The organism is Streptomyces massasporeus, assembly GCF_014648995.1.
Taxonomy (GTDB): Bacteria; Actinomycetota; Actinomycetes; order Streptomycetales; family Streptomycetaceae; genus Streptomyces; species Streptomyces massasporeus.
The window spans coordinates 190,972-217,034 of the sequence record NZ_BMSE01000012.1; the positions used below are offsets into that span (position 1 = coordinate 190,972).

28 protein-coding genes are annotated in these 26,063 nt (G+C 69.3%); 4 read left to right on the forward strand and 24 right to left on the reverse strand.

Annotated features, from left to right (window positions below; all coding sequences use genetic code 11):
• Positions 1-42: 42 nt before the first annotated feature.
• Together IE153_RS25490 and IE153_RS25495 are read right to left on the reverse strand one after the other, a co-directional pair.
• Positions 43-1,089, reverse strand: coding sequence for a hypothetical protein (locus IE153_RS25490; protein ID WP_189592147.1), 1,047 nt, complete (start codon positions 1,087-1,089; stop codon positions 43-45).
• Positions 1,077-1,736, reverse strand: a complete 660-nt coding sequence (locus IE153_RS25495; RefSeq protein WP_189592148.1) for a hypothetical protein — start codon at positions 1,734-1,736, stop codon at positions 1,077-1,079. The genes IE153_RS25490 and IE153_RS25495 overlap by 13 nt, the downstream gene beginning before the upstream one ends.
• Before the next feature lie 311 nt (positions 1,737-2,047).
• On the opposite strand from IE153_RS25495, the gene IE153_RS25500 reads away from it, so the two are divergent.
• Entirely contained in the window at positions 2,048-2,449 is a 402-nt protein-coding gene (locus IE153_RS25500) for a DUF192 domain-containing protein (protein WP_189592149.1), read from the forward strand.
• A gap of 196 nt (positions 2,450-2,645) precedes the next feature.
• On the opposite strand, the gene IE153_RS25505 is transcribed toward IE153_RS25500, so the two are convergent.
• From IE153_RS25505 to IE153_RS25520, 5 genes are all read right to left on the reverse strand, one after another.
• Complete coding sequence (locus IE153_RS25505; RefSeq protein ID WP_189592150.1) at positions 2,646-3,083, reverse strand: hypothetical protein; 438 nt, start codon at positions 3,081-3,083, stop codon at positions 2,646-2,648.
• 25 nt (positions 3,084-3,108) lie between these two features.
• On the reverse strand, positions 3,109-3,237 hold the full coding sequence (locus IE153_RS42405; protein ID WP_268251821.1) for a hypothetical protein: 129 nt from the start codon (positions 3,235-3,237) through the stop codon (positions 3,109-3,111).
• Entirely contained in the window at positions 3,234-3,890 is a 657-nt protein-coding gene (locus tag IE153_RS25510) for a hypothetical protein (RefSeq protein ID WP_308432206.1), read from the reverse strand. Before IE153_RS25510 ends, IE153_RS42405 begins: the two co-directional genes overlap by 4 nt.
• Positions 3,817-6,447 carry a Tox-REase-5 domain-containing protein gene (locus IE153_RS25515; protein ID WP_308432205.1) on the reverse strand — a complete coding sequence of 877 codons (2,631 nt, stop codon included), beginning with the start codon at positions 6,445-6,447 and terminating at the stop codon, positions 3,817-3,819. The genes IE153_RS25510 and IE153_RS25515 overlap by 74 nt, the downstream gene beginning before the upstream one ends.
• Before the next feature lie 355 nt (positions 6,448-6,802).
• The gene (locus IE153_RS25520) at positions 6,803-7,303 is read right to left on the reverse strand and encodes an ATP-binding protein (protein ID WP_189592152.1); all 501 of its coding nucleotides are present in this window, start codon (positions 7,301-7,303) and stop codon (positions 6,803-6,805) included.
• Between the two features lie 287 nt (positions 7,304-7,590).
• Between IE153_RS25520 and IE153_RS25525 the strand changes: the two genes are divergently transcribed.
• Both IE153_RS25525 and IE153_RS25530 read left to right on the forward strand, forming a co-directional pair.
• Positions 7,591-8,442, forward strand: a complete 852-nt coding sequence (locus tag IE153_RS25525; RefSeq protein ID WP_189592153.1) for a helix-turn-helix domain-containing protein — start codon at positions 7,591-7,593, stop codon at positions 8,440-8,442.
• Between the two features lie 10 nt (positions 8,443-8,452).
• Positions 8,453-8,647: a hypothetical protein gene (locus IE153_RS25530; protein ID WP_030842601.1), complete on the forward strand. Its 195-nt coding sequence runs from the start codon at positions 8,453-8,455 to the stop codon at positions 8,645-8,647.
• A 762-nt stretch (positions 8,648-9,409) separates the two neighbouring features.
• Here IE153_RS25530 and IE153_RS25535 read toward each other — a convergent pair.
• Both IE153_RS25535 and IE153_RS25540 read right to left on the reverse strand, forming a co-directional pair.
• On the reverse strand, positions 9,410-10,147 hold the full coding sequence (locus IE153_RS25535; protein ID WP_189592154.1) for a hypothetical protein: 738 nt from the start codon (positions 10,145-10,147) through the stop codon (positions 9,410-9,412).
• 46 nt (positions 10,148-10,193) lie between these two features.
• Positions 10,194-10,565, reverse strand: coding sequence for a hypothetical protein (locus IE153_RS25540; RefSeq protein ID WP_189592155.1), 372 nt, complete (start codon positions 10,563-10,565; stop codon positions 10,194-10,196).
• 334 nt (positions 10,566-10,899) lie between these two features.
• Here IE153_RS25540 and IE153_RS25545 point away from each other — a divergent pair, with 334 nt between their 5' ends.
• Complete coding sequence (locus IE153_RS25545; RefSeq protein WP_189592156.1) at positions 10,900-11,151, forward strand: hypothetical protein; 252 nt, start codon at positions 10,900-10,902, stop codon at positions 11,149-11,151.
• A 93-nt stretch (positions 11,152-11,244) separates the two neighbouring features.
• Here IE153_RS25545 and IE153_RS25550 read toward each other — a convergent pair whose 3' ends face one another.
• The 15 genes from IE153_RS25550 to IE153_RS25625 form a co-directional block, all read right to left on the reverse strand.
• Positions 11,245-13,797, reverse strand: a complete 2,553-nt coding sequence (locus IE153_RS25550; protein ID WP_189592157.1) for a hypothetical protein — start codon at positions 13,795-13,797, stop codon at positions 11,245-11,247.
• A gap of 156 nt (positions 13,798-13,953) precedes the next feature.
• The gene (locus IE153_RS25555) at positions 13,954-14,604 is read right to left on the reverse strand and encodes an OmpA family protein (protein ID WP_229829159.1); all 651 of its coding nucleotides are present in this window, start codon (positions 14,602-14,604) and stop codon (positions 13,954-13,956) included.
• A gap of 8 nt (positions 14,605-14,612) precedes the next feature.
• Complete coding sequence (locus IE153_RS25560) at positions 14,613-15,194, reverse strand: hypothetical protein (protein ID WP_189592158.1); 582 nt, start codon at positions 15,192-15,194, stop codon at positions 14,613-14,615.
• Between the two features lie 16 nt (positions 15,195-15,210).
• Entirely contained in the window at positions 15,211-15,834 is a 624-nt protein-coding gene (locus IE153_RS25565; protein WP_189592159.1) for a pilus assembly protein TadG-related protein, read from the reverse strand.
• The gene (locus IE153_RS25570; RefSeq protein WP_189592160.1) at positions 15,831-16,064 is read right to left on the reverse strand and encodes a hypothetical protein; all 234 of its coding nucleotides are present in this window, start codon (positions 16,062-16,064) and stop codon (positions 15,831-15,833) included. Before IE153_RS25570 ends, IE153_RS25565 begins: the two co-directional genes overlap by 4 nt.
• A gap of 148 nt (positions 16,065-16,212) precedes the next feature.
• Complete coding sequence (locus tag IE153_RS25575) at positions 16,213-17,181, reverse strand: response regulator transcription factor (protein ID WP_189592161.1); 969 nt, start codon at positions 17,179-17,181, stop codon at positions 16,213-16,215.
• A gap of 26 nt (positions 17,182-17,207) precedes the next feature.
• Complete coding sequence (locus IE153_RS25580; protein WP_229829160.1) at positions 17,208-18,905, reverse strand: sensor histidine kinase; 1,698 nt, start codon at positions 18,903-18,905, stop codon at positions 17,208-17,210.
• 15 nt (positions 18,906-18,920) lie between these two features.
• Positions 18,921-19,808: a DUF5936 domain-containing protein gene (locus IE153_RS25590; protein WP_189592162.1), complete on the reverse strand. Its 888-nt coding sequence runs from the start codon at positions 19,806-19,808 to the stop codon at positions 18,921-18,923.
• Positions 19,809-19,824: 16 nt separating this feature from the next.
• Positions 19,825-20,769 carry a type II secretion system F family protein gene (locus IE153_RS25595; RefSeq protein WP_189592163.1) on the reverse strand — a complete coding sequence of 315 codons (945 nt, stop codon included), beginning with the start codon at positions 20,767-20,769 and terminating at the stop codon, positions 19,825-19,827.
• Between the two features lie 9 nt (positions 20,770-20,778).
• On the reverse strand, positions 20,779-22,116 hold the full coding sequence (locus IE153_RS25600) for a TadA family conjugal transfer-associated ATPase (protein ID WP_189592164.1): 1,338 nt from the start codon (positions 22,114-22,116) through the stop codon (positions 20,779-20,781).
• 25 nt (positions 22,117-22,141) lie between these two features.
• Positions 22,142-22,501 (reverse strand): TadE family protein, encoded by a 360-nt coding sequence (locus IE153_RS25605; protein WP_189592194.1) that lies wholly within the window; start codon positions 22,499-22,501, stop codon positions 22,142-22,144.
• Positions 22,501-22,827, reverse strand: a complete 327-nt coding sequence (locus tag IE153_RS25610; RefSeq protein ID WP_229829167.1) for a pilus assembly protein — start codon at positions 22,825-22,827, stop codon at positions 22,501-22,503. Before IE153_RS25610 ends, IE153_RS25605 begins: the two co-directional genes overlap by 1 nt.
• 71 nt (positions 22,828-22,898) lie before the next feature.
• Positions 22,899-24,131, reverse strand: a complete 1,233-nt coding sequence (locus IE153_RS25615; RefSeq protein ID WP_189592166.1) for a CpaE/TadZ family protein — start codon at positions 24,129-24,131, stop codon at positions 22,899-22,901.
• A 9-nt stretch (positions 24,132-24,140) separates the two neighbouring features.
• Positions 24,141-24,848 (reverse strand): Flp pilus assembly protein CpaB, encoded by a 708-nt coding sequence (gene cpaB, locus IE153_RS25620; RefSeq protein ID WP_189592167.1) that lies wholly within the window; start codon positions 24,846-24,848, stop codon positions 24,141-24,143.
• A gap of 70 nt (positions 24,849-24,918) precedes the next feature.
• Positions 24,919-25,752: a hypothetical protein gene (locus IE153_RS25625; protein WP_189592195.1), complete on the reverse strand. Its 834-nt coding sequence runs from the start codon at positions 25,750-25,752 to the stop codon at positions 24,919-24,921.
• Between the last annotated feature and the right edge of the window lie 311 nt (positions 25,753-26,063).

Here is a 26,063-nt window from a genome sequence, read left to right on the forward strand (position 1 = left end):
CTGCGCACTGTCCTGCCCATGGACGCGGGGGTTCTGAGATGGTCAGCGGTTGACGGCTTGGATCTCCTGTACGACGACGTTCTGCTCCCCACCGAAGGAGCCGTCCGGCAGGCGCTGTTCACCGGCCACGCCGGTACCGGTCCAGTGGATCTTCCAGGTGACCGTCGCCTTGAGCTGGTACGACCCTTCACCCGACGACCGTAGGTACTTCACGCCGCAGGGCGGCGCCTCAGTGGTCTTGCCCTTGGCGTACGGCTCACCGATTCGGCCGTTCTGGATCTGACACACGCCTGAGGCAGGGTAGGTCTCGGCGTCTGCGGTGCCCGGTTCGATCTTCACCGAAACCGGTTCGGCGGTCGTGGTCGCCTGGATGCCCAGGAGTGGAACAGAGGCCGTCACGGACACAGGCTTGAATTCCGCCGCATCCAGCCACGCCCAAGTGGGGAGGTTCACCTTGGTGTTCGCCTGCGGGGCGAGATCCATCTTCGTGGAGGGGACGCGCACTTCGGCGTAGGCCAGCTGCGCGAGGACCTCGGTCGTGATCGCCTGCGGGATGTCGGCCGGCGGATCGTCGTTCTCGTCGACCCAGAAGATGGGCTTGTCGCAGTCAAGCGCCCCCGGGTCCCCCTCGCGGCCGGGTGTGACGTAGAAGTCCCACCAGTAGCCCTTGCCGGCCTTGTCCTTGTTGAAGTCCTTGTAGGGGTGACCGTTGACGTAGCGATCGCGTTGCTCGGCATCCCACTCGTAGCCGGTCGAGCCGGCTTCCCATGTGGGCTCCAAGTATTTCTGCAGCTGCTCCGGCGTGTACTTCGGAGCGTAGTAGCAAGCCGGCGGGGTCCAGGTCGTCGACGACGTCACCGGGCCCGCCGACTGGCCTGAGCCGTTCTTGGAACGGTCGAAGACGACAACTCCTGCGGTGGACGACAGGGTGCCGCCGTCCGAGTCACCGTGGACGTCCTCCTTCGGCGGAGGCATCTGGGTTCCACCACCGATGACGTTGTCAGCCTGTGCGGGAACTCCGCACAGCATCATCGAACCGATCGCGACAGGCACGATCAGAGCCCGGGAAGCCGACCTCATGGCTGGCACCTGTCGCTCCCCCTCTGAGAAAGGATCTTCTCGATGACCCACACACCCTTGTCGTTCTTCTGCAGCAGGGTGTTGTAGAGCACGTAGCTGTTCTTCGTCGCCGGGGTTTTGTTGACCTTCTTGGTCTTCAGGTACATGTCGTAGGCCTTGCTCTGGTCCTCGCAGTACACCAGCGACCCACTGCCGTTACCCCTGACGCCGACGACCGGGTCGTAGAAGCGGTACGCGCCCGTGACACGCGCTTTGGCCTTGACATAGGCCTGGATGAACGTCTGTGTTCCCGCCGCGGCCTCGCCCTCGTAGTAGTAGAGGTAGGGCTTGTCGAGCGCGTTCTGGTTGACGATCGCCAGGTCCACCGCCTTGATGGACTGCTCGCTGTCGGCCAGAATCGCGTCCTTCTCCTTGTCCCCTGTCTTGGGCCAGTCGAAGGTGTAGGAGAGGTCTGAGGGCAGTTCGACCTTCGGCCGACCGCCCGCGGTCGGCTTGCTCGGGCTCGGCGAGGGCGACGTCTTGCCCCCCGTGTCGGCTCCCGCGATCTTGTCGTTGTCCTTGGCCGCGGAGCTGTCGTCGCTCCCGCACGCGGACAGCGTCAGGGCCGCAGCGGCGGTGAGCGTGAGCGCTGCGAGGAGGGTGGGGCGGCGGTTCACGGTCGGCTCCCGGTCAGAGGCGAGGCTTCTCTTGAGCGAACCAAAGCTATACAGCGGGGTGCGGCGGCACCAGGGTGAAGCTTGTCAACTGGCGGGGTGTATGGGGAGGAATCGGCGCTTCGTCGTCCGGTTCGAGCCGTAACGGTTGCGTAACGCGCCATTGCCGAACGCCAACAGCGGTGCCGTGTACGGCGTTTCAGTCAGGAATCAGCAAAGGACGTGGGTCCGTGGGCCCATGTGAGGGGTGCTGTCTGCGGATACCTTCGAGGGCGAAGAGCGGTTGGCTTGCGGCACGGTCGGAGGGGGCCCGGATGGGGCGGCGTTGGCGGGACGGGCGTGGGGAGCTGGTCGTGCACGGGGGTGATGGGGAGGCGTCCGTCCGGGTGCCGTTGGAGATCGCCGCCTCCTATCGGGCCCGGACCAGGGGGCTGTTGGGGCGGGACTCCCTCGATGGGGCGATCCTGCTCTCCCCCGCCAACAGCGTGCACACCTTTCGGATGCGCATGGCGATCGACGTCGCCTATCTCGATCGGCACCTTCGCGTCGTCGCCGTGCACACCATGCGGCCCGGGCGGCTGGGGATGCCTCGGCTGCGGGCCCGGCATGTGGTGGAGGCGGAGGCCGGGGCGATGAGTGGGTGGGGGGTGCGGGAAGGGGCTCGCGTGGAGGTTGTCGTGGCGCGGAGTCAGGCGCACGACCCCGGCGCCAGTTGAACCCGCTCGTGACACGGGTGACGGTCGGCTGAGTCGGTGGCCGGCCGCCGCGCGCCGTGGGTCGGCGGCCGGTGTTGTGGAAGTGCGGCAGGCCGGGACACGAGTGCGTCTGTGCGTGGCAGGCCCACCCGCACCGGCTTCCCGAACAGGGGGTCAGCCGACAGCAGCCCGTGCGCGTGCCCTGGGCCGCTCGCTCCTAGGTGGGGAACCCCTCCCCCGAACCGGTCACCCCCGCGAACAGCACGACCGGCTCCTCCTTGTCCTCGTGGCCGACGCTCGCGGCGAGCAGACGGTCGCCGACGCGCCAGTACAGGAGGTCGCCGAAGTATCCGCTCTCGCACAGGTGCCGGAAGAAGGGCGGGAGCTCATCGTCGTCCGGAGCCATGAAGGCCTGGACGTAACCCTCCATCGACATGGTGGCGTGCGGGCCCCATCGGGCGTCCAAGGCGGCTGCCAGGGCGGTCAGCTCCCCCTCGAACTCCTCGCTGGTCCGCATGAGCTCGTCCCAGTCGTCGTTAGGCGGAGCGAAGTCACGGCTCTCGCGCAAGATCACGAGGTGGTAGGCGGCGTCGCTTCCGGTCAGGGGGCGGGCAAGGAGGTCACTGATCTGGGCCAGATGCTGCTGCACGCTCATCGAGGGGCACTCCCTGCTTCGTCGTTCACCGCCGGCCCTCCGGCTTGGCGATGGGGCAGCCGCTGTCCTGGCCGACGGCCGGTGGCGTCAGCGGCGCCTCGTCGCCCGACACGGTCCGGGGGGGCTCGAACCGCTCGCCGGCCCTCAGCGTCACAGCTTCGCACCCGTTGCGGGTACGGGCATGGGTTCCAGGGCGCCGCTCTCAGCGAGGGCTCTGTGGGAGGCGAGGACCGTTTCGGTGGCCGGGATCTCGCCGGGGCTCGCCGCGAGGTCCAGGACGAGGCCGCCGTGCTCGGTGGGCAGCCGTCGGGCCGTGAAGTCGCCGGGGACTCGCGCGGCGCGGTTCTCGGAGAGGTAGACCGACCAGCCGCAGCGGGGGGCGGGGGCCGGCAGACCATAGGTCGCCTTGACGGTCTTGAAGAGTTCACGATCGTAGGCAAGACCGGTGTCCGGGTCCCAGGCCCCCGCCAGCGCGGCGAGGGTCTCGGCGAGACGGTCCGCGAGTGGCGAGGCCGACGCCCCGGGCCCGGGGAAGAGCTTCACGATCACGAAGAACGGGCTGTGCTCGTTCGTGCCGCCCGCCGAGATCCACACCTGGACGTAGCCGCCGTCCTGCCGGCGTCCGACCACGTGGGCTGTCCAGCCGATGATGTCGACGTCGTCATGCGTGTTCGCTGCCTGGAGCGCTGTCGCGAACTCACCCGCACTCCGGGGCACCGGTGGGCCTGGGCCGTCATCGTCCACGTCCCAGCGCCACTCCGCCAGCTCGCCGTCGGACAGCTCCGTCAGCCGGGCGAGGAGGGCCAGCCAGCGTTCCGCCTGCTCCTGCGGCGTCTCGGATCTGGCCCACCAGTGCACAGCCACCGTCACCGCACTCATGATCCGCACTCCCGTCTTTCACTTCTCCCACGGCGTGTACTTGACGACCACTCCGATACCGGCTTCGTCGAAGGCTTCCTCCGCCGCCTCGGCCACCGCCTTGTTGGAGAAGTTCCACTCGACCGGCTTCCCGTTCGCCGCGCTCACGCCGCGCCTGCTCGACGAACTTGTTCGCCTGAGCGGGTTCGAGTGTGCCGTCCGGCCGCACCTTGTTGCTGTAGCCGAACTTCGCCTCGACGTAAGTCTGCCGTGACGAGTCCCACCCGTCGAAGTCGACGTCCCTGCCGGTCTTGGGGTCCTTGACAGCGTATTCCTTGCCGCGCTTCACCTTGGAGACCTGCTCCTGGTAGCGCATCCACACCTCTGACTTCGGCCAGTACGCCACCGCCTTCTTGGCCTTCCAGTGGCCGTCGCCCCCGTCCTTGGAGCCCTTCCGCGGGTTCTTCAGGTCGTTGTACCAGGACGGCTTCTTCCACTTGGCGACCTTCTTGCGGCTTTCCTCCTTCTTCGCCTCCTTCTCGGCCTTCTCAGCCTCCTCGGCCTGCTTGCGGGCTTCCTCGGCCTGCTTCTTCGCCTCTTCGTCGCAGCCGCCCTCGGCCAGCACGACGTACGGGGAACGGGACCCCCCGGCGGCGAGGACGGTGGTGCCGCTGCCGGCCGACCCGGTCAAGCCCGGTGTGTCGCCGTGCGGGACAGGGCGGCCGGGAGCGGAGGCGATGGTGCAGCCGGACTGCCTCGCCCTGTCCTCGGCCGCGTCCGCCGCCTCGTCGGCCTCCTTCGCCGCCTTCTCGGCGGCGTCGACGTCACCGGATCTGGCCGCCTTCCTGGCGTCCGCCGCCGCTTCGGCGGCGTTCTCGGTGAGCTTGCCGAGCTTGCCCAGCTTGCCGAGTTTCTGAACGATCTTGGCTTCGCCATAGCCGGGGATGAAGAGCGAGCCGACGTTCCAGACGACGTTCGTGGCCGCACGGGTCTTCTCGCCGTTGTTCCACTGGTCGCGGACCTCGTCGCCCACGAACATGTCGTCCAGGACCGTGACGCCCGTGTTCCACGACGCGCCACCCCAGTCGGTGAGCGCGTCGAAGTAGTCGCCGTTCTCCCACTTGTCGGACGCGTCCTTGGCATCCTCGGACCACTGATCGCCCAGCGAGCTGCCGTAGTCCTTCAGGCCTTCCCACGCCTTGCCCGGGTCGGTGACCGTGTCCCAGATGCCCGTGACGTCGCCCCAGATACCGTCGACGAAGAGGCCTTGCCCCACCTGCTTGAACTGGTCCCCCACACAGCCGAAGAAGGCCCCGAAGCCGGAGGTGCAGCCCTCGTCGCCGCCTTCGTCAGCGCCGTCCGCGGCGGCCTGCTCGTCCTCCTCCCAACCCGGCTCGTCCTCTGCCGCGTCGTCCTTCTCCTCGTCGGTCTCCTCGGTGTAGGAAGCGCCGGTGTCCTCGCCGGTGGCACCGCTGGTACCACCACCGGATCCGCCGTCGCCGCCCTGCGAGCCAGAGCCGTTCCCTCCGCTGTTCCCGCCCGTCCGGCTCTCCGAGCCGGATCCGCCGGTGTCCTGACCTCCGGAGTCGGCTCCGCCGGGCCCGGATCCTCCGGTGCCGCCGTTTCCTGTGCCGCCGCTCCCGGTACGGCCTTCACCGGCCCGGCCGTCCTCGTCACCCTGGCCGCCGTTGCCCTGACCGCCGGCGCCCTGATCACCCTGGTCCTGGCCCTCCTCGTCCGGGCCGGCCGGCCCGGAACCGTCGGGCCCCTCACCGTCGGGCCCCTCGCCCTCGGTCCCCTCACCCTCGGTCCCGTCCGCGCCGTCCCCGGCCTGGACCTCCTCGCCGCCGTTTCCCACCGCCGCCGGGCACGCCGTACCGGTGACCTTGCACACCGCCGACTGAAGTCCGGTGAAGATCTGCGTCCCCAGCCCGCTGACCACCAGCGCGGCGATGATCGCCGCGACCACGGCCACCAGCCCCGCGTACTCCACCGCCGTCTGGCCCTCGTCCCGGCGCCAGCGGATCATCCGCGCCATCGAGAACGGGCGACGCTCCACTCGCTCCGGATCCGGCAGCCGGAACCACTCCCGGCTCTCCCGACGGGTCAGGAACACGACGATCAGGATCGGCAGGAAGAGTTGCGTGAAGCCCCGCCCCGAGCCGTCTTCGACGTTGCCCAGCGCAGCGACGATCAGCCATGCCTGCAGGGCGAGAAGGCCCCGCCACACCCACACGCCGCCTGACCAGGACCTGCGCGCGAGCACCCACCCGACCGTGCCCGGCGCCGCCGCGAACGCCACCTGCCCCAGCAGCCGAATGTCCACGGCGTCCAGCGACGCCGCCGTCAACAGCAGACCGATCCCGCCCAGCACCGTGAACGCGAACAGCGTGTGGACGAGCACCAACGCGACCGACAGCGGCCCGGGTAGCTCCCGGCGCCGCCCACTCCCCGTCGACGACCATCCATCGCCGCCGAACACCGGAACGCCCCCGAACGCAGACATGCCACTCCTCAACTCGCTGAGCAGGAGGACGAGTCAGGGGAAGGAGGACCGTACCCGGGCACGCCCCCAGGAGAGGGTGCGAAGGCGGCTACGGCTGCGGAGGCTTGTGCGTCGAGTCGTGACGGTATCCGCTCTGGGGCCCGCTCACGTACGTCATACAGCCCCAGCTCCGCGGTTCCGTGGACCGGTGAACGAGCAGCCGCTGGCGCGTCCGGCTGCTCCGGATGACCTCGATCCCCATCGTCGATCCAGGTCCAGAGGCTAACGTTCGGTCACATCAAGCCACCTGGGCCCACGGACCCAACCCCGGGCCCAATTCCTTTGGGGCACAGACCCGTTGGGGCGGCGTGGCGAGTCAGCCGTACAGGTACGACCTCGCGGTCTCCCTCGGCAGTACCGCCCACATTCGGGTGCCACCGCCCGGTTCGCGGGCCTCGCCGAATCCCCAGTCCCCGCGGCAGGACTTCACCACGCAGGACAGGACCCGCAGGGCGGCTCGGCGACGGGACTCGCAGGCCGCGGCGAGGCGGGGGTTGAGGTGGCGGGGATGGCCGTCGTAGAGGATCACGCGCAGGTCGCCGTCCCGGTAGCGGAGCGACACGTAGACCTCGGCGGCGGGGGTGAAACGGCAGGCGCAGGCCGCCAGTTCGCTCACCACCTGGACCGCCGCGTCCGTCACGTCGTCGAGGGCGTGGGCTCGCAGGACTGTTCTGGTTGCGGCACGTGCGATGAACGGGCTCTGCGGGGCGGCGGGGAGGGTGAAGCTGTAGGCGAGTGTTTCGGGGGTGGGGCGGTTGGGCGGCAGGTCCGTGTCCGTGGCGGACGGAGGCGGGCAGATCGTGAAGGGTGCGGGCATGGCGGCAACTCCTTTGGCGTGCAACTGGATGGTGAGGAACTCCGGCTCCGACTCCGAGCGGTGGCCTGTCTCCCTGACGCGAGCCCAGCCCTCCCAGGGCAGGAGATTGCGGGCAGGCTCACGCGATGCGCTTCCGACGGGCGGGGCGGTGTGATCGACCTGTCACTGACCGTAGATATAGCGGAGTCACTGTGTCCAACGATTCAGAGATAATTACCCCTACCCGTGAGGCGTCGGAGGCACTACCCACCGGCAAACTGAGACTCACACGGTGAAGAAGGGGCGATATGGGGACGAGAAGCACGCCGACGGAGCGGCAGAAGCGCCTGGGGGCGGAGCTGCGCAGGATGCGGCTCGCGGCGGGTGTCACCACGGAGTACGCCGCCGGTCTGCTCGGCATTGACCGGACACGGCTGTCCAACATGGAGTCGGGAATCCGGCCGTTCTCGGCCGAACGCATCCGCACCCTTGCCTGTAACTATGCCTGTACGGACGGGTCTTACGTCTCAGCGCTGGTCACCATGGCCGAGGGCAAGGAGCGGGGATGGTGGGAACAGTACCGGGGCACGCTGCCCGCCGGACTGCTGGACATCGCCGAGTTGGAGTGGCATGCCACGCGCGTGCGGACGGCTCAGGTCATGCACGTACCGGGGCTGCTGCAGACCGAGGAGTACGCCCGCGCCGTCTTCGTCGCCGTACTCCCCCGGCTGAGTCGGCTCGAAGTCGAGCTGCGAGTGGCCCATCGTATGGAGCGGCAGCAGGTGTTCGACCGGGCCGTGCCGCTTCCGTACGTCGCCTACGTCCACGAAGCCGCGCTGCGCATGCCCTACGGCGACCCTGAGGCGACTCGGCGACAGCTGGAGCACCTGGCCGCGCAGTCCGAGCGCGACAGCGTCGATGTGCGGGTCGTTCCGACGAGCGTGAGCGGCTTTCCAGGGGCCGGGCACGCACTGCTGTATGCCGACGGGGCCGTACCCCAGCTGGACACCGTGCAACTGGACTCCGCGCACGGGCCGGAATTCACCGGCGCGGAGGCCCAGCTCACGAAGTACCGTGCCCATCTGGACTGGATGGACGACGCGGCGCTGCGTTCGGCAGCCTCCCGCGACCTCATCCGCAACATCGCCCGTGAACTCTGAGGGAGCCACCATGACCGCCGGCATCACCTGGGAAGAGCCCTTCTGCGGCGAGGGCAACAACTGCTTCCGCATAGGCACCGACGCGCAAGGTAACGCCTATATCGCCGTCGCCGGGCAGGAGGAGCACCATCTGACCGACAGCCGCGATGCCCTCCGGACGCTCATCCGGGACATCAAGGCGGGCAAGGCCGACCACCTGCTGTAAGGCGCCCGCGACCCGTGCGGTGCGAGGCCGGTCCCGCGGCCGGGATGTGGCGGGACCGGTCTGCTGTCAGCCCTCCGAGCGGGGGACCGTCCTCGCGGGGCTTCGCATGATCCGGTCTAGTCAGAGGCTCGTTCCCTCGCCGCCGCAACCGTTGAAGCCTACCGGCGTTCCCGTCGGGCCGCGAAGTGCCGACGCACTCCATCGCGGTCTTTTGCGGTCAGCAACGGGTGCAGGGGCGTCATGGCGACCACTCCTGCGCGGCGTTCCTCGTCGTGACCGGCAGGCTCGGGTCGAAGGCCAGTCGCGCCAGTACTTCCCGGCTGCCCGGCACGTCATCCGTGCGATGGAGGAACCAGCTTCGCGAGCCATTCGCGGGCTTCCAGGCAACGGCACACGCCGGTCCCTGTCCGGAAACTTCGAGGCACCGCAGCATCTCCTGCCTCCCCCGCCTCTCGTTCCTCCGGCCTGGCCGGGACCAGCCCATCAGGCTCTTCGAAGTCGAGCGATGGATGCGCCACGAGATTGGCAGACCCGTTCCATTGCCGGCACGGAAAAGACCTGGTCACATACTCCGGACCCGGAACGAATCGGCCTATCACCGTCCCGGGCCGCCCTGCGATCAGTGCGCGTGCACCGCTCCATTTCGAAGACCCACGGTTTTCGCCGGTCTCGGGCAACACCTGCGGCCACCGGAAGCCGGAGCCCCACATGTAGGGAAGCTCTTGTACAGGTGGGAGCGGGAGAGGCTACTCGCCCTTTCCTTCAGCTTCCGCGCCTACTACCGCTCCGCCTCTCCGTCCCCAGATCGAAGAGCCTCCCCTGTGCCGCCTCCGCGTTGTCCCAACTCGCCGGACCGCCCGGCTTCACCGACAGGCGATCCAGAGCCGCTCTGGCCTCAGGACTCCCCATCGCGCCCAGCAGCTCGATGGCAGAGTCCGCGCCGATGTCCTCGATCACGCAGCGCTCGGCCGTATCCACCGCCCAGTCGGCGAAACGGCCGGGGTCGGAGTCCAGGACCAGCCAGCGGAACACCGAGTCGGCGATGTCGTCCCGCAGCCGCGGGATCATGGCGAGTATCGCCGCTTCGACGTGATCAACGACATGCCGCTGAAGCGGGTACAGCCTCTCCCGTCCCCGCCACTCGCGCACCAGCTCGTCCACACCGGCCCACGTCACCTGGCTCGTGCAGGGCATCCTCTCCCCCACCGCCTGGTGGAACTCCTCCCACACGTGCCACAACAGGCCCGGAGACGGCGGCTGAGGCACATCCGGCGCCAACTCCGGGTCCTCCAGCAGCTCGGTCACCACCTGCCGAGCCTCCGCCACCCGCTCATCGGTGCGCGGCAGGTCCCCGATCCGACCCCAGTCGCCCTCGTCCCAAGGCTGTGGCAAGGACCGAAGGGCGCGGGGCAGAACGTAGTCACCCTCCGGATCACGCCATCGCGCGACCTGCGGATCCCACATCTCCTCGGCACTCAGCTCCGCGTCCGACTCGCTCATCTCCGCCGCCCTGCCCCGTCTCGTGGCTGTCGTCCACTCGTTCGTCTCATTCGATGCCCAGGTACGCCTTTGCGCTGTCCGGGTCCTTCATCTTCGACCAGTCCATCGTGCCGTTCGCCGTCCGCTCGTCGATGGCACGCTGCATCCTGCCGAGCTGGTCGGCGGACAGACCCTGGCCCGCCACCTTCACGTCCACACCGTTCTTGGCTATCTCACCGGCCGCCGTCCTGGTGTCCTTCGCCGGCTTGGCGTTCCGGGCGGGCTTGAACTCGCTGTGGACCGACGTCCAGCGATCTGTCGGATCGACCTCAACGGTGACCTTCCGGCCGGGCGCCTTGTCCGCGCACTCAGCGGCCGCATTGGATAGAGTCGCTTTTATGAGTACCGACTTGTATGGGTGGCTGGAATGCAGGCCCAAGCCCGGGCGCTTTGGCGCTGAACACGTGCTGTGGGAGCCCTTTTCCGAACTCCGGCACCTTCATTGGGCCCGTGATTACATGTCGTGGTCAGCTCTCTTCGACGTCCGGAGTGTTGAACCTGTCAAGGCTCTCTTCCCTGACCGCGGAACCCCTGCGGATATCTCGGACACGGCACGAAGGGATGCGGACGATTTCGAGGGCCACAGTCATTCGTGGTTCTCCTGGCGTGAACTGTCGGCTGTCGACTGGAACGCCCCCTGCACCGACGGCCCGTCCCGGTACTGGGTCCGCCGCTGGTCCCGTACTCATAAAGGATCCCTCGAGCCCGAGGGATTGGCTGCACTCCCGGATGAGCTGTACGACTCGGCCGCTGCCGAGTTCGGAGAAGGCAACATCGCTCCCTCCCGGTGGCCCGCCACCGGAGAGCTCCAGCTCGGCAACGAGGTGTACCGGCCTGTCTCCCCTGCCTACCGCGACCTGGTACCGGCCGACGGACCATGGCAACCTGTGTGGAATGTGATGGGCACGCTGGCCGAACTCCATGGTGAGGACAACGTCCGCCTCGTCGCCTGGTTCGGCGGCTGAACGGAGACCCGGGGGTCATAGTCGCGCGTCACGGGGTGACGGTTCCGAGCCGTCACCCTCCTTCTCCTTTCTCGTCTTCATCCCGGCCCCCTGTCATTCCAGGCCCAGGTACTCCAACGCCCCCTTGGGATTGTCGTTCATCCGCTTCCAGTCGATTTCCTCACCTCGGCTGTACTTCGCCTCCAGCGCCCGCTGCATGTCACCCAGCTGCTTGGCCGTGAAGCCCGCATCACCGATACGGGCGTCAACTCCCTTCTCGTTCATGAGCTGGGCAGGAGAGACCTTCTGCCCCTTGATGGGCCGGAAAACCTCGGTCCACTTATCAGGCTTGTCGATCTCAACTCGAGTCGTCCTGCCCGGGTTCGCCTTCTGCCAATCCGAGAGCGTGTTGATCTTCCCGACGAATTCCGGCTGACGTGTCGGGTTCACCGTGTTCTTCACCTCGACCAGGTGCACCTTGCCGTCCCGGCCCTTGTACAGGACATCGGCGTCCGGCACGTTCGACACATCCACGGTTTCTCCGCGCGTGACCTCGACCTGACGCCGGTTGTGTTCCGAGCCAACGGCGGTGTGCACGGTGCTGTCGGGCGCCGCGTCCTCCGAGGCGCGCCGCACACCGCGCACCTCGGCAAGCATCTCCTCGAGCCTGCTGGCGGTACGCGCGTTGGTCACCTCGGAGCCGAGCTTGCTCGCGCCCGCCCGGTCGACGTTTTCGCGTCCTGCGAGATCAGTGAGCTCGTCGAGCGCGGCCGCCGCCTGGTCCTTGCCGATCTCCTTCTTGCCAGGGTTCTTCTTGGCGTTCCCGACGAAGTCGTCGATGTTGCGCTCGTCGATACTGAGCCTGCCCTGCCTGATGGCGGCCTTCGCCGCCTCCGCCTGGGCCTCCAGCGCCAGTTGCTGTGCCTCGTCCGCTTTCTCCCGGGCATCCTGGGCCCCCTCCTTGGCCTCCTCGTCGCAGCCGTCCTGGGCGAGGACGACGTACGGGGAGCCGGACGGACCGGCGGCGAGGAGCGTGGTGCCGGTGCCGGAGGAGCCGGTGAGGAGGCCGGTGGCGGTCCCGGGTGGGGTGCCGCCGTACGGGATTCGGTGGGCCGGCGCCGCGATGGTGCAACCCGATTCGCGGGCCTGCTTCTCGGCCGCGTCCGCCGCCTCGTCGGCATCCCTCGCCGCCTTCCGAGCGCCCTCGGCATCGCCCGCCTCGGCGGCCTTACGGGCCTTCTCCGCCGCGTCCGCCGCCTTGTCGAGGGATTCACCGACCTCGGCCAGCTTCTTGAACTTGGTGAACTTCGTGATGGTCTTCGGGCTGAAGATGCCGACGACGTTCACTACGGTGTTGCCGATGGAGGCGCCGTAGTTGCCCTTCTCCCAGTTCTCCTTGTCGACGAACGTGTCGATCGCCAGGTCGGACACGAAGTCCTCGGGCGAGTTGATCCAGCCCCATACGGAGGAGACGTAGTTCCCCTCGTCCCACTTCTCGCTCAGCTCGTCGGTCTTATCGCCCCACCAGTTCGTGGTGTAGCCCTTCAGGCCGTTCCAGGTGTCCTTGACCGAGCCGACCGGGTCGCTGACGACGTCCATGGTGTCGGCCAGGAAACTCTTGGTCGGGGCCACGAAGAAGCCCCGGACATGGTCCATGAACGTCCTGTCGTGGCGTTCCTGGTCATGTACGTCGTCCCAGAGAGATCTCTCGTCGAACGGCCCCGGAGCGAGTGGGACCGTGTCGTTCGTCCCCGCGCCCTCATAGGTGATGATCCGAGTCGACCACGCCGGGGCACGGTCGCTGTTGTTGCCGCCCGTACCACCGCCGGCGCCCGCGCCTTCCTGGCCACCAGCACCACCCTCGGTCGCCGGGTCGCCTTCGGCGTCCGCCTCGCCGTTCGCGCCAGTACCACCGTCTGCCGCCGCGTCACCGTCCGCGTTCGCGCCGCCATCCGGGTCGGCGCCGCTGCGGCCGTCGGCGCCGGCGCCGGCGTCCGAGCCACCCGGCTGCCCGGCGTCGTCGTCCCCGGCCGCACCCGTCTGCGTACCATCGCCCTGCGGAGCGGGGCAGGCCGTGCCCGTCACGGAGCAGACCGCCGTCTGGATGCCGTCGGCGATGCGCCCGCCGAGGCCGCCCACCGACAGTGCGACGATGATCGCCGCGACCACCGCGATGAGCCCCGCGTACTCCACCGCGGTCTGGCCCTCGTCCCGCCGCCAGCGGATCATCCTCGCCAGGCTGAACGCCCGGCGCTCCTCCCTGTCCTGGGGAGGGGTCTCGAACCACTCGCGCGACCGGGCCCGGCGCACCAGCACGATGACCGCCACCGGCATCGCCGCCTGTGTGATGCCCTTCAGATCACCGTGCAACAGCGTGCCGAGCGACAGCCACACGATCCACGCCTGTACGGCGATCAGTGCGCGGCTCGTCCACACCCCGCCCCGCCACAGGCGCCGGGCCAGGTAGACCCCGGCCACGCTGGGCAGCGAGTCGTACACCAGGATCCCGAAGATCTCCCCGGAGTGGTACGTCACCACCGACAGCACGGTGACCACGTACAGCACCGTCAGCGCGAACTGCACCCACAGCAGTACCTGCGCCCAGCCCAGCTCCCTTGGCAACGGCGAACGCCGGTCCCAGGAGGGGGTCTTCTGCGCACCCCACATCCCGCTCGGGGGTATCGGGCTACCGGCAGGGGACATGCGTGACCTCGGCTCAGCTCGATGAACGGCCGTTCAAGACGGTGACCGAGCCGAGGCTATGGAACGTCGATCACTCACGCATGGGCCCGGGGCCCCAACCCTGGGCCCACTTTCGGGGGCTCAATTCTCTGTGCGCGGGAAGGAGACCTCGACCCGGCGGTTCTTCTTGCGGCCGGTTTCCGTGGAGTTGTCGGCGATGGGGTACTGCTCGCCGTAGCCGCGGACCTCGTAGGTGACGTCGGAGTCGGTCAGTTCTTGGTCGAGGACGTTCTGTACGGCGTCGGCTCGCTTCCGGGACAGGACGTCGCCATGGGCTGAGGAGCCGAGGTTGTCCGTGAAGCCGAAGACGCGGATCTTCGTCGCGTTCTGCGTCTTGATCTCCTCGGCGATCGCGGAGATCCGGGCCTTCGCCTCGCCGCTGAGTTTCGCGCTGTCCTTGCCGAAGAGGACCTCGGCCTGGAGGGCGAACTTGACGTCGGCGTTGGTGTCTTCACGGCGTTCGTCGCCGCTTTGGTCCTCGACGACCTGTTTGATGTCGAGGACCTTGGGTTCGGCGAGGGTGGCGCCTTCGGGGAGCTTCAGGTCGGGGTCGTTGGGGTCGACCTCTACGGGAGCGGAGGCGGAGGCCTCGGTGCCGGGGGGCACGCCGGGGGTTTCGTCGGCGTGGGCCGATACGGCGCCGTAGATGTTCGTGGCGACCATGAGGCCGGCGGCGGTGAGGACGAGGGCGAGGCGTGGAGTCGCCGGGCGGGTGCGCATGCGGGTCTTCATGGCCGGCCTCACCCGGAGATCTTGATGGTGCCGCTGGAGAATGTCGGCAGTTGCAGCGCGACGTCAACCGTATCGGTGGGCGGAGCAGGGAACTGCATGAATACGGGAAGTTCCTGCCCGGCCTCGAGGGTGGTGAGACCCGTCGTTGTCAGCGGGCGTCCGTCGGTGTCGCGCAAGACGTAGTAGCGCTTCTTCCCCTTGGAGTCCACGAGGGTGGCACCACCGAGCGACTGACCGTGTTTGATGACCTCGGTCTCGTCACCACTCGTCTGAGCGGGGATGGCCACCGACTCCGCTCCGTCGTTCTTCAAGCTCCCACTCACAGTGACGAAGCCTCCGGCGTCCCGCTGGGCGGAAGTGACTCGCAGAAGAAGTCCGTCCGTTCCCTTGAGTTCGGCCAGCGGTGCCTCCGCCTGCCCTTCCTGAGCACTCGGTTTGGATCCACTGTCCTTGGGCGCGGACGCGGACGGGCTCGACTTGTCGTCGCCGTCGCCACCACCGCCACAGCCGGCCACGCCGAGGGCCAACCCGGCCGCGACGGTCAGCGCGACCATTCCCCTGCGGGCCTTCGCAGTGAACCGAATGCTCATCTCTCTGCTTCCTTCATCACTCGTCGTTCGCTACTGGGTCGGCCAGGTGGACGTCGAAGAGGTCTTCGGGTTTCGGCAGGACGTCAAGGTCGTCCGGGTCCGGCTCCCATTTCTCCCCGTCTTTGCACAAGAGCTTCGGCAGGACGTCGGGGCCGGCGTTTCCGGCTGGGGGATCGATGTCGCAGCGGGCCTCGATCACGGCAGTGGCGGAAGCGTGCGCCTTGCGGTTCGCCTCGCCGGGGACAATCGAGTCCCCCATGGGCTTGTTGGTCTGCACCTCGACCGAAAGGCGCAGGGTCCCTTCCGGGTCCAGACACGAAGACACTGTGGCGTCGTTCTGCTCGGCAAGCTGGTACGCGCGCCAACAAGACGGAGTGAGGCCGTCAGTGGTGCCCTCGAAGATCGCCTGCCACTTGCCCGGGTCGAGTACGTCCTTCACCCACGCGCCGGCGAGTTGGTCCCGCCTGTCCTGTGCTGCCGCGAGAGCAGCCGCGTCTGCGGCAGTCTGGGCGCCGTTCCTGTTCGCCGCGGCCTGACCGACCGCGAAATACGCGAACGCGAGAAAGAGCAGGCCCCCCACCACCGTGATGTAGATGGGGAAAGCCTGCCCTGCGTCGCCGTACCGGCTGGGTCGCGTCAAGGAGCGACCTTGGCGATCTGTGCCTGGATCTTGGTGAGGATCGTCTGGCCGATGTTCGTCCCCGTAATCGCCAGCACAATAGCCACCACCACCGCGATGATGCCCAGGTACTCGACCGCCGTCTGCCCCTTGTCGCCGGCGCGGCGACGCATCGCCTCGGTCGTCGTGTTCTTCCAGCCGTTCACGCGGACCTTGGTCGCGACGGCGGTCTTCAGCATCAGGTCGCTCATGGTGTTCCCCTCCGATTTCGGCTGTGTCGCTTTCGACACGAGGAACGTACGGCGGAACGCCCTGTCCGTCAGAGGGCCCCTGGGCCCAATTCCGGGCCCAATCGACCGGGCCCAGTCGTCGGTTGTCCCCCCATCGCGTCACCGGAGGTCACCCCCGTCCCCGGTGTGCGTCCGGCGCCGTGCCGATCCACTTCGCGGCGGCCTCGGAGCGGCTGGTGCTGTGGAGTTTGGCGAAGATGCGGTTGATGTGGTTCTTGACGGTCTTCTCGCTGATGAAGCAGGTGGCGGCGATCTGCTGGTTGTTCATGCCGGACGCGATGAGGTCCATGATCTCCGCCTCCCTCGTGCTCAGTTGGAACCGCGACCTGTCGGGAGCGGCCGGACGGCCACTCGTCCACTCAGACGAAGACTGTCCCACATGCGGTTGCATGTGCGAAAGCATTTCCGGGGAAGTGGGCGGGGGTGGCGCGTGGGTGGCTCCGAAAGGTGCTGGTGGAGCTGGTTGTTGAGGTTGCATATACGATTGCCCGGAAGTGGAAATTCCGTATGCAGTCGCACTCGATGACTGACCCAGGCCCTCCGGCAAAGGTGGCGCAGGGGCCCGGTCCTGGCGGAGTTGGGCCAGGAGGGCGCCCGCCGCTGTCGGGGTGAAGTGGGCCCGGCCCTCCTTGATGTCCCGTACGGCGTCGACCAACTGGTCCGCCGTGAACTCGCCGTGGACCAGATAGCCGCCCGCCCCCCGGCGCAGGGCCTCGTGGACGATCTCCGACTCCCTGCTGTAGGTCAGCATCATCACCGGTGCGATCCGCACCAGGTACGGGAGGGCCGAGATGCCGTCCACGCCGGGCATGCGGACGTCCAGGAGGACGACGTCCGGGCGGTGCCGGTGGGCGGCTTCGTAGGCCTGGCGGCCGTCGGCGGCCTCCGCCACCACCTCGATGTCCGGGCGGCCGGAGAGCAGCGCGGTGAGGCCGGCGCGGACCACGGGGTTGTCGTCCGCCACCACGACCCGGAGACGGCGGGCCGGGGGTGCCGGGTGCGGGAGCGGGAGGTCTGCGAACGGGTGGTGCGGTGGCGGCTGCGGGGCGCCGGTGGAGTGGGGCGTCTGGTCCGGCATCAGGTGCCTCCTCTCGGGTCGTGGGGTCATGCGGTGGGGGTGGTCAGGGCGGCCAGGGGGAGTTCCAGGCGGACCTCCGTGCCCTGGGGGTGACCGCCGCGGCCTATGCGGATGCGGGCGCCGACGGAGGCGGCGCGTTCGACCATGCCGACCAGGCCGAAGTGGCCCGCGCGGCGCAGCTGTTCGAGGGTGGTGCCGGGTGGGAGGCCGCGGCCGTCGTCGTAGACGCTGATGCGGAGCAGGTCGCCGTGGACGCCCGCGCTGACGTCGACGCGAGTGGGGCGGGCGTGGCGGTGGGCGTTCTCCATGGCTTCCGAGGCGATGGTGAGGAGTTGGCGGGCCACCGCAGGGGGGACGGGCGGCACGGCGTGGGCGCCGGTGGGGCGGTAGACCGCCGGGAGGCCGGTGCGGGTGCTGAAGTCGCGGGTGCGGGCGGCCAGTTCGACCAGGACGTCCGTGGCCTGGTCCGGGTCCGATTCGCGGCGCAGGTCGGCCAGGAGTTCGCGGGATTCGGCGGCCGCCCGGCGGGCGGAGCGGGCGACGAGCGCCGCCTGTTGTCTCACCAGGGCCGGGTCCATGCGGTCGGCGTCGGTCGAGGTCGTGAGGCCGTCGGCGGCCAGGGCCACGCCGTGCAGGGTCTTGGCGACGGAGTCGTGCATCTCGCGGGCCAGGCGGGCGCGCTCGGCACTGACCGCTTCCGTCACGGCGAGACGGGCCTGGACGGTGGTGAGGGCCTGGGTGGCCGCGCCGAAGCGGAGCATGAGGTTGCGGAGGCTGGAGCCGACGGCTCCGGCGATGACGCAGAGGCCGGGCAGGAGGGCCGACTCGGTGATGCCGGGGGCCGGGTTCTCCTGCGCCGCGTGGATGAGGAGCAGCAGGAGGGCCTGGAGGGAGGCGAAGACCGCCGCGCCTCGCCAGCCGTAGACCAGGCCTGCCAGGAGGGGGGTGCAGACGCTGACGTAGGCGAGGGTGCTGTCGGGGCCGGCGGCGATGAGGAGCAGGGCGCCGAAGAGGGTGTCCACGGCGAGGAGGGAGGGGTGACGCAGGAGGAGGGGGCCGAAGCGTTCCCAGTCCCTGAAGAGGACGTAGGAGGTCATGAACGTGACGACCACGGCCGCGCCGACGAGGCGGGTGGGGAGGCCGTCGTTCGCGTTGACGAGGGCGGTGGGGGTGGCCAGGGCGATCATCGCCAGGCGGAAGCCGAAGACCTGGCGGCACATGGCTTGCAGGGCGTTGACCTGGATGTCGATCGCGGGGTTCGCGACACCGGCCGGGCCTGCGGCGGCGGGGGTCGGGGCTTCGAACGGACCGCTCGTGCGGCCGTCGTCGGGGGCCGGGGGCTCCTGTGGGGGCGCGGCGCCTTCGGGCGCGGGTCGCTCCTGTGCGGGCACCGGGTCGTCGGAAGCAGAGCGACCGTGAGCGTGCTGCCGTGGACCGGCCGACGCCATCGGCATCGGCCCCCGCGCAGGGACGTCCAGCGTAGACCCCTGGCCCTCTCCCGCCTGGCGGTGCCCGCCCCCCTTCATCTGCAACGTCGGCCCCCCGGCCGCCTCCCACCCCGGCGGCAGCGCCGGCGTCACGGACGTCACCGGTACGTCCGGCGCACCCGTGCGGACGTGCGGGGGCAGCACCGTCCCCGCCGGGGGCGTCGTGATCTCCGGGTTCTGCTCGGCCCGGCGGCGGCGTCGGCCCAGCAGACCCGTCCGCTCCCCTGTCATCGACATGGCGTCGCCCCTCCCCTACTTCCCCGTCACCGAGCCGAAGTCCGTGCCCGAGCCGAGGATCAGGCCCGCGCCGAGCAGGAGCATCGTGGCCGGGACCATGAAGGTCGTGATCATCATCGTGGCCTTGGGGACGGCCCGGGCCGCCTTGCGGCGGGCGTTCTGCGCGTCCGTGCGGCGCATGTCCTTCGCGAGGGACACCAGCGTGTCGACGATCGGCGCGCCCAGTTCCTCGCCCTGCTGCAGCGCCGTCACGAACATCGCCACCTGCTCGGAGTCGTTGCGGCGGCGCAGTTCCGCGAAAGCCTGGCGGCGGCTCATGCCGAGGTCCATCTGGCGCAGGGTGATGCGCAGTTCGTCCGCCCAGGGGCCCTCGTACCGGGACGAGACCCGGTCCAGCGCCTGGCGGAAGCCCAGGCCCGCGCTCACCACGACCGCGAGGACGTCGAGGAAGTCCGGCAGGGTCCGTTCGATGACGTCCTTGCGCATGCGGATCGCCGACCAGATGCCGACCTCCGTCCAGAACGCGCCGAAGGCCAGCAGGAGCAGGGCGACCAGCAGCTGGCCCCGCATGAGGAAGACGAGGAAACCCACGGTTCCCAGGCAGCCGTAGACCGCCCGGCGCGCGGCGTACCTGTCGATCGTCAGGCCGCCGGGGTTGCCCGCGAGGTCGATCTTGCGGCGGTACTTCGCCACCTGTTTCGGTCCCATCAGGCGCAGTACGGCGGGCGCGTAGCGCATGCCCATGCGGTCGATGAGCGAGTCGACCGCGCCGGTGCGCGTGGAGCCGACCTCCAGCGCCAGAGCGAGGTCGCCGGGCAGTTTGGCCTCCGCGCGGTACATGCGGAGGCCGGCGAAGACGCCCCAGACGCTGAGGCCCATCAGCAGGGCGAGAAGCAGTCCCATGGTTGCCTCCTGGCTCTCAGACGTCGATGCGGGACAGGCGGCGGATGAGGACGAAGCCGACGGCGTAGAGAGCGAAGGCGATGATGACCGCCGCCTGGCCGAAGGGAGAGCCGGTCATGCGGTCCAGGGCGCCGTCCTTCACCCCGTTCATCAGGAACAGGGAGCCGACGCCCAGGACCGGGACGGCGTACGACGTCATGGTGACCTGGGAGAGCTGGGTGCGGACCTCGCGCCGGGTCTCCTTGCGTTCCTCCAGCGTCTCCGTCAGGTTGCGGAGCGCGCTGACGACCTGGCCGCCGGCCCGGTTCGACAGGACCAGGGTGGTGACGAGGACGACCAGTTCGCGGGAGGGGAGGCGGTCGGCCATCTCGCCCAGCGCGTCGTCCATCGAGGCGCCGACGGCCAGCTGGGCGGAGACCTTGCCGAGCTCCTCGCCCGCCGGGGCCTCCATCTCCTCCGCCGCCATCCCGATCGCCGTGCGCAGGGCCAGCCCCGCCTGGGTCGCGTTGGCCAGGATCCGGGCCATCTCGGGGAGCTGGTTGATGAACTTCTCGATGCGTTTCTGGCGTTGCCAGTTGAGGAACTGGACCGCCACGCCGATGCCGAGCAGGCCGGCCAGCGGGCCGAAGAACGGGGCCAGGGCCGCCTGGCCGATCAGCCACAGGCTCGCGACCGTGGCGAGCATGTAGACGAAGAACTCACCCGGGGTGATGTCCAGGCCGGTGGCCGCGAGCCGCAGCTCCAGCTTCTTGCCGAGCTTGGTGCGTCGCAGACGGCGGTCGATCCCGCGGAAGTTGCGGCGCCGGCCGCCCACCGGGACCTGGCCGGTGGCGGCCAGGCGGTCGACCAGGGCCTGCCGCTGTGCCTTGCCCATGGCGTAGGAGTGCAGGCCGACGACCACCAGGACGCAGGTCAGCAGCGTGACGCCGGTGGTGAGCGTGATGAGCGATTGCAGTTCCATCGGTCGGTCCTACCTGGCTTCTCGGGTGGCTAGCTGGTCCGCGGACCGGGCGATGCCGAACGCCTGCGGGAGGGGCTGGTTCGCCATGTAGAGGCGGTCGGCGGCACGGCGTGGGAGGGGGTAGTACTCGAAGGCGCCGTGGATACGGCCGTCGGAGCTCATCGGCTGTGCGTTGAAGCGGGCGACCGTGACCAGCCGGTACGGGTCGCTGCCGTGGCTGTCCATCAGCGCGATCTCGGTGATGCGGCGGGCGCCGTCCGCGAACCGGGTCAGCTGCACGATGACGTCGACCGCGCTGTTGATCTGGTCGTGCAGCGCCACGAAGGGGATCTCCACGTCCGACATGGAGGCCAGGGTCTGCAGCCGCATCAGCGCGTCCTCGGCGCTGTTGGCGTGGACGGTGGCCAGCGAGCCGTCGTGGCCCGTCGACATCGCCTGGAGCATGTCGAGGGACTCGCCGCCGCGGACCTCACCGACGACGATCCGGTCGGGGCGCATGCGCAGGGAGTTGCGGACGAGGTCGCGGATGCTGATCTGGCCCTTGCCTTCGACGTTCGCCGGGCGTGACTCCAGGCGGATGACGTGGGCCTGCTGGAGCTGGAGTTCGGCGGAGTCCTCGATGGTGATGACGCGTTCGCCGTCGGGGATGAGCCCGGAGAGCGCGTTGAGCAGGGTCGTCTTTCCCGTGCCCGTCGCGCCCGAGACGATGACGTTGAACTTCGCCTGCACCAGGCCCGCCAGCAGGTACAGCATGTGCTCGTCGAGCGAGCCGAGTCCGATCAGCTCCTGGAGCGTGAAGGAGCGCGGGAAGCGGCGGATGGTGAGGGTGGCGCCGGTCAGGGACAGCGGCGGGATGATGACGTTGACGCGCTCGCCGGAGGGGAGGCGGGCGTCCACCATCGGGTTCGACTCGTCGACGCGGCGGTTGACCGTCGAGACGATCCGCTCGATCGTCTGCATGAGCTGGTCGTTGGACGCGAAGCGCAACGGCAGCTGCTCGACCCGTCCGCCGCGCTCCACGAAGATCGCGTCCGGGCCGTTGACCATGATCTCGGTGATGGACGCGTCCTCCAGCAGCGGCTCCAGGATGCCGAGGCCCAGCGCCTCGTCGACCACCCTGCGGATCAACTGCGCGCGCTCCACCGTCGACAGGACCGGGCCCTCGCGGCTGATGATGTGCCCGAGCACCCGCTCCAGCCTTGCCCGGCGCTCGGCGGCGGCCAGCGAGCTCATCTCCGCGAGGTCGATCTCCTCCAGGAGCTTGGCCCGGTAGGAGGCGACCATGTGGCCGTCCTCGCCCCGGTTGCCGTTCTCCTCGGGGGTGTTGATCCGTGCTCGCAGGCTCATGAGTGCGGTGCTCCTAGCTCGTTGCTCAGTGGTCGAGCGGCATCGTCGCGGTCTTGCGGGCCTTACCGAAGTCGTCCTTGCCCGGGAAGACCGACGGGATGGTGATCTCGGCGGTGACCGTGACCTCGTCGCCGCCGAACGACGGCTGGCAACTGGTCCGTTCGGCCAGCCAACTGCTCACCGCCGCCCGGCAGTCCGCCTCGTACGGTCCCTCCAGCGACGCACTGCGCGCCCCCGTCCTGGCCGCCGTGCCGGCCTGCTGGGCCGTGTAGGCGATCAGGCCGAGCTGCACGGCCCCCAGGGCGACGATCAGGAGGATCGGCAGGAAGCCGATGTACTCGATGGCGACCTGGCCTCGGTCGCGGCCCTTGCGGATACCGTTCATCACGGTTTCGCCTCCTCGACCGCCCCGGCGTGGCCGTGGACCGTGAACCCGAAGGACAGCGTGCCGGGGAAGAGGACCGGGACCTGAAGGCGCGCGTCGGCCGTCACGTAACCGGAGCCCTGGCAGGTCACCTCTGCCCCGGATCGCCACGCATCCGACAGATGCTTCAGCCCGGCCGCCTCGCACACCCCCGGCCGCGCCCCCGGCTCCGCCGCCGTCGCCTGCCGCACCGCCTCGTCCGCGGCGTTGCCCGCGAGGATGTAGGTGTAGCCGACGAGGACGACCTGCCACAGCGCGATCAGCGTCACGATGATCGTCGGTGTCATCCCGAGGAACTCGATGGTCACCTGACCCTTGTCCCGCTCCCACCGCTCCCACCGCTCCCTTAAGAGCACCCTCACCCCTCCCTCCTCCGCCGAAAGCTCACCGCCCCCCGACCCCCCTTCTGCGCACCGTCCGCGGCCTTGACCAGTCCCAGCTCCCCCGCCAGCCCCCACAGGGCCTGTTTCACCGAGCTCTTGTTCTCCAGCTCGTGGATCCGGCCCGCGTCCACGACGCTCTGCAGTTCCTTGAAGTTGGCGGGGACGACGGTGGCGGCGACCGCCGTGCCGGTGATCTTCTGGATGAGGGGCGGCTGGATCTCCGTACCGCGCGAATGCCGGTTGACGACGACCGTCGTCTCCTCGGCCTTGCGGATCTGGAGCCGGTCCCACATCCGCACGGCCCGTTTGGCGCCCCGTACGGCGACCACGTCGGGGGTGGTGACCAGCAGGGCCCGGTCGGCCATCTCCACAGCCGCCGCCCCGGCGCCGCCGAGCTGGGCGCCGCAGTCGATGACGACGACCTCGTAGCGGGAGCGCAGGGCGCTGACGATCTGGCGCGCGGCGCGGTCGGTGACGTCCTCGCCGCGTTCCCCTTCGGCGGGGGCGAGCAGCAGGGCGAGGCCGGTGTCGTGGCGGAAGACCGCGTCGGCCAGGACGCGCGGGGAGATGTCGGTGATGGCGGCCAGGTCGACGACGGAGCGGCGGAACTGGACGTCCAGGTAGGAGGCGATGTCGCCGGTCTGGAGGTCCATGTCGACCAGGGCGGTGCTGCGGCCGGAGGCCTGGGCGGCCAGGGCCAGCTGGATGGCGGTCAGGGTGGTCCCGGCGCCGCCCTTGGCGCCGCTGACCGTGACGACGGTGCCGCCGACGCCGGTGAACACGTCGCCGCCGGCGCCCAGGTGGCGTCGCACTCCGACGGACCACTGGGCGACCGCCTGGACGCGGCTGGCGAGTTCCTCGTAGCTGAGGGGCAGGGCGACCAGGCCGCGGGCGCCGTAGTCCATGGCGGCCTGGAAGAGGCCGGGGCTCGCGTCGGAGGTGACGAGGATGACGCCGACGGCCGGGAAGCGCAGGGCCACTTCGCGGATCAGCTCCAGGGCGGGGACCGGGCCGATCCGCTCGTGCACGACCACGACCTCGGGCAGCTCGTCGACGGATTCGGCGGCGAGGCGCGCGAGGGTGTCGATGAGCTGGGTGGAGTCGACGACCGGGGCGACGGGCTCGGCGTCCGGGAGCTGGCTGAGCAGTGTCGTGATCGACCGGACCGCGTCCGTGTCACCGACTGCCGGGAGGATCCTCGTGGGCATGGCAGCCTCTCACTTGTCCTTCGCGAGTTCGTACGTCCGGTCCCGCTCGGGGACGGTGGTGTCGCTGCCGGGCGCGACGAGGGCGAGCCGGACCCGCTTGGCGAACGACTCGGCGTAGGTGATGCGCTGCGCGTCGAGGGCGGACAGTGCGAACGTGATCGGGACGGCGTCGGTGGGCTGCCGGGTGCGGTTGGACTCGTCGGGTTCGAGGGGGGTGAGGTCGCCGACGTCGAGGACCTTGGCGTTGGTGACGATGATCTTCGACTGGTCGGGGTCGCCCTCGCGCGCGCCCTCGAAGGTGGCGTAGACGTTGACCGAGGCACCGGGCGTGATCTTGCCGGCCACGCCGGTCGCGGCGTCGATCATGATGGCGACCTCCTGCTGGCCCGGCTGGAGGGCCGGCTGGCGGACGATCATGTCCGACTGGAGCAGGGAGCCCGCTTCCAGCGTGGTCACGGCGATCTTGCCCTGTATCTCCCGCAGATCGGTGACCGCGTTGTCGGACAGCCACCGTTCGGGCATCTTGATCTTCTCGAACTGGCCCGTGCTGAGGGTCGTGTAGGGCGGCACGTCGGATTTCAGCCGGTAGGCGGTGACCTCGGGGCCGACCTTCGACTTCACGTCGCTGATGACGGAGAGCACGCCGACGAAGGCGCCGAGGGCGCAGACGATCGACAGGAGCAGGAGGATCACGCCGCGGCGCTGACGGGAGTTCATGAACCGTACAACCTCGTTGGGGATATCGGTCGAGCGGGATCGGAACAGTGCTGACGAGCGGTGTCAGGCCTCACCCGACGGCCGTTCGGTTCTCGAGCTGCTTGCGGGGCGGGCTGTCGTGGACGGGTGGCATGGCCGAACAGAACACGCAGCGGTCGCCGATGACGTCGATGCCGCACCAGTGGCACTGGCTGCGCCGGACGGAGGTGACCAGCTGGTAGAGGACGGACAGGTCGGGCAGGTAGCTGCAGAACTCGACGAGCTTGCCGGTGCCCCACCAGCCGGGCGACTCGGCCGGGAGCGGGGTCTCGCGCAGCCCCTGCACCTTCCAGGAGGGGGCGAGGGTGCCGGTGACCCAGTCGGACTGGAGCTGGCCCTTGGCGACCAGCATCCAGGTGCCGAACTCGGGTCCGGGGAGGGCGGCTTCGGGGGTGATCCTGACGAGCTGCGGCTCGGGGTGGGCGAGGACGCCGAACTGGCTGCCGGGCACCCAGGACTTGGCGTGCGACTTCAGGCCGACGGGGACGCGGTCGAGGCGGGCGACGGAGCCCAGCAGCGCGCCGGCGTGGATGTAGTGGACGAGCAGCCGGCCGGCGGAGGCGAGCACGCCGGGGCTGATGTCGCAGGAGGCGAGCTGCCGTAACTGCCGGGCCAGGACGGCCAGTCCGAGGGGCGGCAGATCCGGCCGGAACAGGGCGATGCGGTCGCTCTCCATGAGGGAGCGCAGGGTGTGCAGCCGTCGCTGCACCGCGGTGGGCGCGGCCTGTGAGCAGACCACGATCACATGCCCGTGGTGCTCGACCAGGGCCTGCATCTCGGCCAGCGCCTGCTCCAGGGGGCGTCGGTCGACGTCCCGCAGCACCACGGCGGGCAGGGTGCGTTCGTCCTGTGGCGGCAGCGCCATGTCGGCACTGGTCACGGCAATGGCAGTTGGCACGCGCAGCTCCCCGTTTCCCCATGCCCGTCGGAACACCGGATGTCACTCCGGCGCACCGTGTCGACTTCACTGCGTGACTACCTCAGCACTGTATCCACGGCTCTGTGACCGGAGAACAGCGTTTGTGTAGCTGAGGAGCAACTGTCGTTGCACAAGATGCGTCAAAACGGGGCAGGTTGAGCATCTTGCCGGTCGGCTCGGCGGGCCCGGGCGACCCCGGACGGTGGGCCCAGCGGGCCCAGTGGTGACGGTGGGCCTTCGTTTGGGCCCTGAGGCCC